The sequence below is a fragment of the Sporosarcina sp. USHLN248 genome, from assembly GCF_037144575.1.
Classification (GTDB): Bacteria; Bacillota; Bacilli; order Bacillales_A; family Planococcaceae; genus Sporosarcina; species Sporosarcina contaminans.
In genome coordinates, this window is sequence record NZ_JBBCZC010000032.1 from 1 (window position 1) to 11,952 (window position 11,952).

Consider the following 11,952-nt stretch of genomic DNA (forward strand, 5'->3'; position numbering starts at 1 on the left):
CCGGCATCCGCGAGCTACTTTCAGTATTGAATGAGAAAAATACAAGAACAGGTGGCGAAAAACGATTCGTTTTTCGCCACCTGTTCTATTTTAGGGACTTATTGGACAGCCGCATCCGAATAGAAGGTGAGATTGATTTGATTACAAACGTAAAGTCTTTTTTAGGATTTCTGGGCGAAGGTTTCGAACGTTATTTTCTCCGGCCAATCCCATCGTTAAATCAAAGTCTGCTAACATGTTTTGCAATACTTCCTTAACTCCAGCTTGTCCAGCTACTGCTAAACCGTACATTGCTGGACGGCCAATGAGCACTGCTTTTGCCCCTAATGCGATTGCTTTCATAATATTTGAACCACGTCTAATTCCGCTATCCATCAAAACAGGGATTCGATCGTCGATGACTTCACAAATTTGAGGCAAAACATCGAGTGCTCCAACAGCGCCATCCACTTGCCGGCCGCCATGATTGGATACAATAATGCCATCGACTTCTCTTTCAAGCGCCAATTTTGCATCGTCTGGGTGCATAATGCCTTTTAAAAAAATTGGTAGCTTTGTATGCTTTTTTAGAGACTCGATGTCCTCCCATGTGAGTCCCGTGTTCCCGAAAATTTTCGTCCATTGCATAATTGCCGCTGTTGGATCTTCTTCGGGAGGAGTTGCTATTTTGGAACGGAAGGCTGGGCCTGAAAAGTAATTTCCCAACCCTTCACAGATAAGGAAAGGCAAATATGCATTTTTCAGGTTGTATTCTCGCCAGGCCATCATCGCTGTATCTAACGTAACAACGATAGCTGAATAGCCTGCTGCTTCAGCACGCTTTAAAAAGCTAACTGTAATATCTTTATCACGGCCCCAGTATAATTGAAATCAACGCGGGGAATCACCTGTCGCTTCAGCTATTTTCTCCATTGGCAAGGTGGAGGCGGAACTGGCGATGAAAGGAATGCCCATCTTGGCAGCTGCTTTAGCGGACGCAGTCTCTCCATGCTTATGGATGATCGACTGAACGCCAATTGGAGCAAGCAGAACAGGGAACGGATAAGTTTGTCCGTAAAGTTCAATGGACAAATTCCGCTCATCTACATTTCGCAACATACGGGGAATAATGCCCCATTTGTTGAAGGCGATTTGGTTGTTTTCCATCGCCTTTCCGCTCCCGGCTGCTCCGGCAATGTAATAAAAAGGACTGTCTTGTAGCTTTTTTCGTGCCGCTTCTTCCTACTCTTCAAAATGGACGGTCAGGCGATTTGGATTCGGGTTGATCATGTTCATATAAATTTGATACTGCACTTCGCTACCGATATTTCTCTTTCCCCTTTCTTATACGTTATCTGATAGAAAAGTGGATTCTGAGATGAACAGACCTCATCATTTAACAGTCGATCACGTTCAAATGATAGTCGTCTTATTAAATGTATTGCAACACTTGTCGGAATGTTGAGTAATAAAAAGCAATTCAAGTTCTATGCAAATCGCGGATGTAGTTGGCAGCAAGATGTTTATTAAAGAGATAATGGAGATGGTTTCGTATAAAGCTCTACGATTGCTCGATTTTACTTCAAAAAATCCCCCTCCATGAAAAATGAAAGGAGGGGGAGGTACATTTATTATCATGCCATTTCCAACATCTGCTTTTCAGATTCTTGCTCCAACAAATCAATTGTCGTTTCGCGGATTAGTTCTGGAAGTATGCCAAAGGAATATGGCTTATACACTCGCTCTGTCCATTTGTGGCCGTCTTTACCGTATACGCCCATATTGATGGAAGGGATGTTGAGGTTTTTAATCGTGTTGAACGGGATCGTGTAAATATTGTCCCATTCCGGCAAGTTGTTCAGAAGCGGCGCCAATTGTTCATCCGTCTCATGGATGGAAAGGAAACTGCCATCTGCCAAGTACGGGAAGAATTTTTTGATTTCAAATTGCTCGCCTGTCGCTTCGCCCATTTTTTTCAGCACTTTCGCCAAAGCTGATTGAATTTTCACGTCCCTCGCATCATCAGCTTTCAAATAGTTGTGCGGCAAAAATGGGGGAGCGAAAAACAGAATGACGCGTGCCTTCTTCTCGGGATCAGCTTCTTGCAGTGCGTTGACGATAGAGAAACAGACTTCTCGCAAATCGCCAGAGCCTTTTTCCGCCAATGTTTTTTGAATAATTGATTCGACATGGACACCATGCTTGTTTAAATACAAAATATAATCTTCATAGGAAGTCACTTCGATGTCCCAAGACAGTTTCCGCTTCGGTAAGTTCGTGAATTCGATATATTCCTCAAATTGCTTTTGCAAATAAATTTCCGCTTCTTCGCAAACAGTTTTTGCCTCTTGCAACATCATTTCCAACACTTGCTCAGGTGTTTTTTCATAAATGAAGAAGTTAAAATACAAATGGCTGCTAATTGCTGTCTGCACCGTGTATAGCTCCTTTGTGTCACGTTGGTACAGGCAAGTTGGGGGCAGCACTAATTCATTTGGTATTTTCTCTGCCAAAGCATATCGATTATGAATTCGTTCCGTTAATTTTGCCGCAATAAAGTTCGGATCGATGCCGGCAAGCGTATCACCGACATGCACTTCCTTCCCGTATATATGGAAACAAGGAAGAATTTTTCCTGCGGCACCCGTGTAAATATATCGATGTGGATCTCCGTCATACAATGGTGTAATAAAATCGGTATTGATCGCGGTAATAAACTTTAAGCCATGCTCAAATTGTAGCCGGTTCAGTTCAGACAGAGCACCAATCATGCCACGGTGTTCACTTTCTTCATCCCCATTGCAAAGAAGCAGCACATTGCCTTCAAGCTGTTCTCGATGTTCCGAAAAATATAGGATATTTACTATGTGAACAGCAGCCCCGCTTTTCATATCAACCGAGCCTCTTCCGAACATCCATTCACCGGAAAGTGCCTCTTTTTGAATTTCAGGATCACTGTCATAATCGCAGAAAAATGCTTCCATCGCGTCTGGAGAAAAAGCATGTTCTTTTAATGGGCCGAAGTCTTCAACGGCGACCGTATCGATATGCGAATGATACAAAACCGTTTGATTCGACTGGCGTCCGCCTTCAACGAAAGCAAAAACATTTTGCCTGCCAATCGGATCCCCTTCAATCTTTTGGAGATAGAGATGGTCCGGATGTTGCTTAAAGTAAGGGAATGAACTGAGAATTTGGTAAATCTCCTGTACAATCCTGACCTCACCTATTGTCCCATTGATGCTGTTCATACTAACCAAATGGCGAGTCAACAACTCGACCTGCTCATACGTTTTCATTGTTTTCAGTTGATTGTACATATCTCTTGCCTCCTTAATAGATTCATTTTTTACGTTCGACTGGGTACAGATTTGTAAAATAATCATTCGTTATTTCTTTCACTTTTCCGCTTAAGAACAAGACGGCAATTACGTTCGGAATGACGACGGCAGCTAAGAGCAAATCAAGGAATTGCCAAATGAATTGAAGCCCTCCAATTGCTCCGACGATGATAGCCGCAATATAAATGAAACGGACTACTTTGCATACCGCCGTTCCAAATAAAAATTCAGCTTGCTTTTCACCGTAAAAAACGATAACCACAATGGTTGTAATGACAAATAGAAAAAGTGTTGCAGATACAATCATGCCAGCTATCGTTGAACCGAAAATAGGGACAAATGCTTCTGTTACCATCATGGACGCATTATCCGGTGAAATCGTTTTCCATACGCCTGACGTCAATACTACAAGTGCTGTAATCGTACAAACGACTAATGTATCGACAATTACTTCAAACACACCCCAGAACCCTTGTTTTGCCGGGTGATTTGTTATGGCCGCAGAGTGGGCGATCGGGGCAGTTCCCATTCCTGCCTCATTGGAATAAAGACCTCTTGCCAGCCCCCAACGGATAGCAGCTGCCACACCAGCTCCCGCGAAACCGCCAGCAGCAGAAATCGGTCGGAAAGCATGTTCAAAAATGAGCATAAATGCATTCGGCACTTCTTTGAAATTCACAGTGACGACAATTAATGCAGCTACAATATAAATGACAACCATGAACGGGATCAGCCTCTCAGAAACTTTACCAATTGATTTGATGCCTCCGTATGTAATTAAAATGACGAGGAGGGCAACGATTAAGCCCGTCACAACAGGCGGCAGACCGAATGAGCCTTTCATTGTCATAGCAATGGAATTGGATTGCACCATCATACTGGCAGCAACCTCGACCATTAGTGCAAAAGATAGGAATACAGCAACCTTTTTCCAGCCAAGCCCTTTCTTAATGTAATACATCGGGCCGCCGACATATTCGCCTTGATGATTCTTCTCCCGATAATGAATCCCCAACACAACTTCCGAATATTTCGTTCCGATGCCAATTAAGGCGACGAGCCACATCCAAAAAATTGCCCCTGGACCTCCTAATGCAATTGCAACCGGAACACCTACAATGTTTGCGGCTCCCATCGTGGACGCAAGTGCGCTTGTCGTTGCCTGAAAGGGCGTTAATGTTCCATCTCCCTCAGTTTTCGAAAAAATCTTTCCGAATGTTTGCTTCAAAATATGTGGAAAGTACCGAAATTGAAAAAAACTAAGACGAATTGTTAAAAAGACTCCACCGCCGATCAAAATCGCAATGATCGGTATTCCCCAAATGAAGTCAGATGCTTCTGCAATAAATTTCGTGAACCCATCCATTTCCCCTCGCAACCTTTCTACTTTCTATTTCTATAGAGAAAGCGCTTTCACTACATTCAATATTATTCCGTATAGTGGAATAAATTCTACATAGTGAAATACTATATTTCTCATTTTAATTCTGAACATTAGTTACTGTCAATCACTTTTTCTTTTGAAGCATCAGATAATTGAGAGTAGGGGAGAGGTTCGGTATCTGATACAATATAAAGAGACAGGAGGAGAAACGAAATGATTCAATCGATAGATCGGGCTATGCTTATTATAGAAGCCATGTCGGATTCAAAAAAGGAGAAATGGCTCGTTGCCGAACTGGCGGAGAAAACGGGATTGCCAATCAGTACGGTGTATCGATTGCTGCAATCATTGGAAGCACATGATCTTGTCACACAGCACCAACATACAAAACATTATGAGTTAGGTTATAAGTGGGTAGAGATCGGCTTGAAAAAATACGAGAAGCTTGACGTGCGCCAGGTTGCAAAGCCGATTTTAGAAGCGCTGGCCCGAGAAGTGGAAGAAACCGTTTACTTGAATGCGCCAAAAGATGAAGCATCAATCATTATTGATCGCATCGACAGTCCACGCAATGTCCGCATTATCGATAGCATTGGAGAACGCATACCGATGCATATCGGAGCTGCAAATAAATCGATGTTGGCCTATACACCGTTGAGGGAAACAGAGGCGTTGCTGCAGCAATTGATTCAGGACGATGAAGAACGGACTGCACTGTTGCAACAGCTGCGAGGCATTAAACGAAAAGGTTTTGCAATTAGCAGAGGGGAAAAGACGAAAGGGACTCTAGCAGTTGGGGCTCCGATCATCGACTTTGAAGGAAAAGTGTTAGCCGCTATTAGTATTGAGGCATTGGAAACACAAACGACTGAAGACCAACTAAATTTGTTTATCGACAAAGTGACGGCAGCGGCAGATCAAATTTCTTCTGCTATGGGACAAACTCATGAAGAAGATGCTCATTGAATGTAGAATGTAGGAAGAGTTCGATTACTATATTCAGCTTGTTGACAAACGCTCGCATACTGCGTTGGGGCCAGCAGGACGCTGGTCATGCAACCGTTGCTGCAGGATGCAGCGGACTTAGGTTGCCTTTCCTTCGCTCGTCCCCTCATGAACCTAAATTCTATTCGGGTCTTCGCTCGACTTCACGCGGGCCTGCACGATGCAGGTCATGCAGTCGTTGCGACAGGACGTCGCGCACTTAGTCTGCCTTCCACGTGACAAGCGTTTTCAAGCCAAGCTGGGCAAACACTTATCTCATGACTACAAACCTTAAAAGGACTGTAGTCAAAGAAAAGATACTTTGTCTACAGTCTGTACTATATTTTGCACTTCGTAGGTTGTCTTCCAAATGGCAATTCATTTCAATCAAAGCTAAAGAAATTGTTTGTTACGCTAACATAAATAGACTGTGAGCAATTCCAAAAATGCCTAAGAATTTCCTGCAGACTGAGACGACTATCAAAAGGGAACACAATAATAACGCAACCTCTTTGCAAAAGGATTGCTGCATGTTCTCGACTATTTATAGATTCATCTTAAAAAGCTTGTCTTTTTTAGATGATGTGTGATAGCGGGAGCGAACTTCGGAAAAGGTTCGTTCCTTTTTTCATTTTTTCTTTATTGGTTTTAACGGAATACCGTATTTTTTACTATTCTCAATTCCTTGTTTAGCCAACTTCTTTGCTTCGTCTTTTCTCATGATAGATTCTCCTTCTACTGTTTTTTTATAAATGCATGGGCAATTCTCAAAGAATCTAAACATACCGGTTCTCTCTTCCTCATATACATAGATTAATCAATAGTTAGAAGTTATTGAATAATTCGATTCCTTATGATAGGTTAGTTTGGGAGGGATATTGAATGCAAAAAGGACTGTTACTATTGTTATTGTTTGCTTTTTTGTCGGGTTGTCAATCCAATCAAACATTTTCAACATATGAAGAAGCTCTGGAGTTTGGTTTAACAGAAGAAGGCATTACAAAAAATGAAATTGTTGATGAATTTAAACTTAATGAGGAAAAATTTATTATTTATGTTGTTCCCAATGCTGAAGGCGATGCAATTAGAATTGCGAATATTAGCCTGGAAAATAATGATTATATATGGAAGCCAGCAGGGTCTAAGGTTAGCTTGGTAATTAGAAATTCCAATCCTACGGAAACACTTTCTGTAGAGGGGGAGATTGAATCTATATCTGGAAAGAACTTCATTGTTAACCTTGGCACTTATAAAGATAAAAACGAAATTATTAAGAACGAAGACGGAGAAGTAGTTAATCCGAAATTCGATGAAAACAGAAAAATATACTACCAAATTAAAGAATACTAAAGAAACAGTCAAAAAAAGTATTCAATACTCGTTCTTTCTAAGGTTAAATATGTAACAATCAATAAAAATATTTTCAAAAAGGGAGGAAGGTTTAGTGAGTAAGTTTTTCAGTATTATTACCGCTTCAATACTTGGGGTTATTCTCATTTTAATGCCTTTCGAAACTATATCTAATGCAACATCATTGGGAAATGACGTTGTTTTGGATAGAAACGAAGCATTCGTTGATCCAGCTTCCGGTGATTTGATAATTCCATTAAAACTAACAGACAGTGGATTTGTTGTTATGTCACAAGAAGAATATTTAGCGGAGCGGGATAATCAGCCAAGGGAAGAAGTCGTTGAGGATATTGAAACTACTTCAGAAATTAATCCTATGGATTATAGGGAATATTGGAGATATAGTCCTTCTTCCAAAAGTGTAGTAACAGGTGCTAGAAAAAAAGTTAGTGCTGATATTAACTGTACAACTGTCACATGTAGTGTTGGAAAAGGGATAAATACAACTGTATCTCACAGTTTCAATGTTACAGCTACGGCAGAGAAAGACGCGATTAAAGCTGGCGCTGGGTATACTTGGGTTTCGTCTGCTGGCCAAGTTAATACTTATGCGTTTAACCTTAAAAAAGGTGATAAAGGATATATAGCTTTTGATCCAAAATACAATAAAACAACCGGAACTTTAAGGAAATATTCAAATTGGGATGGCAATACCGTATTAGCAAGTAAAACTGGTATTGGTTATTCAGTAAAAAAAGTTGGAAGCGAGGCTGACGGTACTTACCTTTTTGTATATACTAAATAACTTTTTAAAAGTAAGCCTGTAAACGTAGATTATAAGCGTTTACAGGCTTTTTAATTTGTAATAGTATAGAGAATTACTATGTTACCGGTACTTATATTTGTCTAAGAGCTAACGGTAGCAGATACTGCAAATAGGATAGTCGTTTTTAGTGTTCTTAAATCAGTTTGTCAATTGCTTCATTAAATTTGCCATTTCGATAGCCGAAGTGCCGGCATCCCATCCTTTATTGCCTGCTTTTGTGCCCGCCCTTTCGACAGCTTGTTCAATTGAATCAGTCGTCAGTACGCCAAATATGACAGGAATACCTTCTGTCATATTAATGGCGGAAATCCCTTTGGATACTTCATTGCAAACGTAATCGAAATGAGGTGTTGATCCTCTAATGACCGTTCCTAATGTAATGACCGCGTCATACTTTTTAGAGGCTGCCATCTGTTTTGCGACGAGCGGTATTTCAAACGCTCCGGGCACCCATGCGGTTTCGATGTCTTGTTCATTGACACCGTGACGGCGCAATGCATCTTCAGCACCGCTCAACAGTTTTCCAGTGATGAACTCATTGAAACGTGATACAACGATACCTATTTTCAAATCACTTCCGATTAAATGTCCTTCATACGTGATTGCCATGTCAATTTTCCTCCTCATATCGTCAAAAGATGTCCTAATTTCTCTTTTTTCGTTTCCATATACTTTCGATTTTCATTGCCAGCAGGCAATTCAATAGGCACTCGTTTTGTGACGGTGATGCCATAGGCGGCAAGCTCATCAATTTTTCGGGGATTGTTTGTCAATAAATGAATGGCAGACACTTGTAAATCCCGCAAAATATGTGCGCTAATGAAATACTCCCGTAAATCGTCTTTGAATCCTAACGCTTCGTTGGCTTCCACTGTGTCCAAACCTGTTTCTTGCAGTTTGTAGGCTTTTAATTTATTCACAAGCCCGATGCCACGGCCTTCTTGCCTCATATATAGCAAAATTCCTTCTCCTGCAGTTTCGATTTCAGATAGTGCTGCGTGAAGTTGCGGACCGCAATCGCATCTACAGGAACCGAATACATCTCCAGTCATGCATTCGGAATGGATTCTGACGAGAGGGGAATCCGCTTCAGCCGGATTGCCTTTTACAAGTGCAATATGTTCTCGACCAGTCAATTTTTCCGTGAAAGCAATCGCTTTAAAATGGCCGAATGATGTAGGCATATCAGTCTCGACAACCCGTTCTACTAACGACTCATTCTTTTTCCGGTAGGCGATTATTTCTTCGATTGTCAATATGACAAGGCCCAATCTGTTCGCGATCCCCTTTAATTGATCGCCTCGCGCCATCGTTCCATCTTCATTCATAATTTCACAAATGACGCCTGCACGTTTGGCTCCTGATAGAATAGCAAGATCTACAGCTGCTTCCGTATGGCCAGGTCGAGTTAGTACACCGCCTCGTTGAGCGATCAGCGGGAAAATATGCCCAGGCCTTCTGAAGTCAGAAGGGGATGCGTCTGACTCAAGCATTTTCAGTATCGTTTCAGATCGTTCAAATGCAGAAATCCCGGTATGTGAATGGGCGTGGTCAATGCTCACTGTAAAAGCTGTTCCATGCGTATCCGTATTATTTGCGACCATCGGAGCCAAACCAAGCTGTTTTCCTAATTCTTCTTCGATTGGAACACAAATTAGGCCACGTCCTTCACTTGCCATGAAATTAATCATTTCAGGTGTTGCAAATTCAGCGAGTGCGATAAAATCTCCTTCATTTTCCCGGTCTTCATTATCAACGACAATGATCGGCTTGCCTTTTTTTAACTCACCGATCGCTTTATCCACGGTTGTATACATATCATCTCATCCTTCCAATTCATTACGCCTCTGCGTAGTACTGTCCGGATCTTATCGTGGTTCTTTGATAGCCCGGCACATACGCCGGAGGCTTTTTGGGATTATCGTTTGTAAAAGCTATAGCATTGTAGAATCATATTAAAAAGCCACTTGAGGCAAGCTTGTCGATCGTCAATCCGTCTCCTGAATGATACTGATTCTTTTTAAAAAGCAGTTGTTCCATATACTTCACTAAGATGTCGCATTCGACATTCACTTTGGATCCCATTTGCTTTCGTGCAATGACTGAATCTTTCTGAGTAACAGGAATTAACGAGATTGAGAATCGATCATCCTTCACGTCGAATACTGTCAATGATGTACCGTCAACAGTGATGGATCCTTTGTTCATTACAAATCGCAATAAATTTTGTTCGATTTGGATATCCATATAAAGCGCGTTCGCAGATTGCCGTTTTGCAGTAATTTTGCCAGTGCCGTCAACATGTCCAGTGACGAAATGTCCGCCGAAACGACCATTCGCGGCGATTGCACGTTCCAAATTCACTTCGTTTCCTAATGTTAATTCTGAAAGAGCAGTCGCAAAGTATGTTTCGGGCATGACATCTGCGACGAAATAGGAATCAGTAAAGTAGGCGACTGTCAAGCATACGCCGTTTACCGCGATGCTGTCTCCTTTTGCTGTCTCCGTCAGCACTTCATTGCAATAGATGGACAATTGCATAGAGTTGCGTGCACGCTTAACTTCTTTCACGGTGCCGGTTTCTTCTACGATTCCTGTAAACAATAAGTAGGCACCTCCTTTGCAAAAACAGCGTGCAGACGTATGTCTTCGCCTATCTGTTTTGTATTAAAGATGTGTAGTTTTTCTGATTGTGCAATGAGTGGTCTGCTATCGTTTTCGAAGAGGGTAGGACCGTTGCCGATCAACTTCGGAGCAATATATACATAGAGCTCATTGGCAAGCTGTTGTTCTATGAAGCTTGAATGGACGTGGCTGCCGCCTTCGACTAAAAGCTTCATAATACCCATCTTCGCAAGACGTCTGAGCACCTCTTCTAAAAAATTGGCATGCTCATTGATCGTTTCTACACGAACAAGTGGGAAATCCCGAAACGATTCGATGCCTTCAGCACGATCGAGTGTAAATAATATTGTTTCCGCCGCACGATCCGTAACGACATTTGCGGTTTTCGGTGTTCTGAGACGCCGATCTAAAATAATTCGAATTGGATTCTTTCCACCATGGGGCAAACGGGTGGTGAGGAAAGGATTATCTTGAAGAATGGTTTGTACGCCAACTAAAATCGCATCATGGGTATGGCGGAGGTAATGGACATCTGTTCGCGCTTGTTCAGACGTAATCCATTTGCTATCCCCTTGTTGCGTAGCCAAACGACCATCGAGTGTGGCGGCGGCTTTCAACGTAACGTACGGTTTTTGTTGTTGAATAAAATGAAAATATGCCCTGTTTACAAAATCTGCCTCTTTAGTTTGGATCGTTGATACTTCAATACCTGCAGCTTTAAGAAGCCCGATTCCTTTGCCGCTGACGGCAGGATTCGGATCAATGGACGCAACAAATACACGGCGGATTCCACTCGCGATGATCGCATCTGTGCATGGCGGCGTTTTTCCTGTATGGGCACACGGCTCCAAGGTGACATAGAGGTCTGCGCCTTTTGCCAGTTCGCCTGCCATTCGCAGTGCGTGCACTTCGGCATGAGGGGTCCCAGCTTTCACATGCATGCCGGTTCCTACAATTTGTCCATTCTTAACACAAACAGCCCCGACAATTGGATTCGGTGATGTTTGTCCTTCTGCACTTTGAGAGAGGTCGAGTGCAAGCTTCATATAGTCATCATGGTCCATCGCATTTCCCCCTTTCAATTATGAAAGGGCAGATTATAGGCATAAGCAGCAACCGATACAAAAACTTCTCCCATCCAGACTGTAACTGTCGGTGCTGGAGTTTCACCAGCTCCACCGCCTTCTTTTGGAAGGTCGGGTCACGGACTGACGAGCTTCGTGCTCGATCACCGCCGGTAAGGAATTTCACCTTGCCCCGAAGAATTGTACAATTGTGCCGATATCAACGTAGCATAAAGAGTGAAAGTTTGTCCACCAGGAAAAACCTCGGGCGTTTCAATATTACATTTTTCAGTAATGAAAGATATTGTTTTTTCATTACAAAAGATGAACCCTTCCTCCATTGGGAAGAAGGGAACTTAATTGGGAAAGGAGTTTTTGTAAATGGTAATCCATCCCCAT

9 protein-coding genes, 1 pseudogene and 1 riboswitch are annotated in these 11,952 nt (G+C 42.1%); of the genes and pseudogenes, 3 read left to right on the forward strand and 7 right to left on the reverse strand.

Features of this window, described 5'->3' with window-relative positions:
• Positions 1-141: 141 nt before the first annotated feature.
• The 3 genes and pseudogenes from WFH04_RS13010 to WFH04_RS13020 form a co-directional block, all read right to left on the reverse strand.
• A pseudogene (locus WFH04_RS13010) lies at positions 142-1,200 on the reverse strand (alpha-hydroxy-acid oxidizing protein); the annotation flags it as partial.
• A 413-nt stretch (positions 1,201-1,613) separates the two neighbouring features.
• Positions 1,614-3,299 carry a M20/M25/M40 family metallo-hydrolase gene (locus WFH04_RS13015; protein ID WP_336824487.1) on the reverse strand — a complete coding sequence of 562 codons (1,686 nt, stop codon included), beginning with the start codon at positions 3,297-3,299 and terminating at the stop codon, positions 1,614-1,616.
• 22 nt (positions 3,300-3,321) lie between these two features.
• Positions 3,322-4,686 carry an alanine/glycine:cation symporter family protein gene (locus WFH04_RS13020; RefSeq protein ID WP_336824488.1) on the reverse strand — a complete coding sequence of 455 codons (1,365 nt, stop codon included), beginning with the start codon at positions 4,684-4,686 and terminating at the stop codon, positions 3,322-3,324.
• Positions 4,687-4,917: 231 nt separating this feature from the next.
• Here WFH04_RS13020 and WFH04_RS13025 point away from each other — a divergent pair, with 231 nt between their 5' ends.
• The 3 genes from WFH04_RS13025 (at position 4,918) to WFH04_RS13035 (ending at position 7,843) form a co-directional block, all read left to right on the forward strand.
• Positions 4,918-5,670, forward strand: a complete 753-nt coding sequence (locus WFH04_RS13025) for an IclR family transcriptional regulator (RefSeq protein WP_336824489.1) — start codon at positions 4,918-4,920, stop codon at positions 5,668-5,670.
• A gap of 900 nt (positions 5,671-6,570) precedes the next feature.
• Entirely contained in the window at positions 6,571-7,038 is a 468-nt protein-coding gene (locus tag WFH04_RS13030) for a hypothetical protein (RefSeq protein WP_336824490.1), read from the forward strand.
• 94 nt (positions 7,039-7,132) lie between these two features.
• Complete coding sequence (locus tag WFH04_RS13035) at positions 7,133-7,843, forward strand: DUF6060 domain-containing protein (protein WP_336824491.1); 711 nt, start codon at positions 7,133-7,135, stop codon at positions 7,841-7,843.
• Between the two features lie 159 nt (positions 7,844-8,002).
• Here WFH04_RS13035 and ribH read toward each other — a convergent pair whose 3' ends face one another.
• From ribH to ribD, 4 genes are all read right to left on the reverse strand, one after another.
• Positions 8,003-8,473, reverse strand: coding sequence for a 6,7-dimethyl-8-ribityllumazine synthase (ribH, locus tag WFH04_RS13040; protein WP_336824492.1), 471 nt, complete (start codon positions 8,471-8,473; stop codon positions 8,003-8,005).
• Between the two features lie 14 nt (positions 8,474-8,487).
• Positions 8,488-9,681, reverse strand: a complete 1,194-nt coding sequence (locus WFH04_RS13045) for a bifunctional 3,4-dihydroxy-2-butanone-4-phosphate synthase/GTP cyclohydrolase II (protein ID WP_336824493.1) — start codon at positions 9,679-9,681, stop codon at positions 8,488-8,490.
• 133 nt (positions 9,682-9,814) lie between these two features.
• Positions 9,815-10,468: a riboflavin synthase gene (gene ribE, locus WFH04_RS13050; protein ID WP_336824494.1), complete on the reverse strand. Its 654-nt coding sequence runs from the start codon at positions 10,466-10,468 to the stop codon at positions 9,815-9,817.
• The gene (gene ribD, locus WFH04_RS13055) at positions 10,450-11,553 is read right to left on the reverse strand and encodes a bifunctional diaminohydroxyphosphoribosylaminopyrimidine deaminase/5-amino-6-(5-phosphoribosylamino)uracil reductase RibD (protein ID WP_336824495.1); all 1,104 of its coding nucleotides are present in this window, start codon (positions 11,551-11,553) and stop codon (positions 10,450-10,452) included. The genes ribE and ribD overlap by 19 nt, the downstream gene beginning before the upstream one ends.
• Positions 11,554-11,611: 58 nt before the next feature.
• Positions 11,612-11,758, reverse strand: a riboswitch (FMN riboswitch).
• Positions 11,759-11,952: the final 194 nt, after the last annotated feature.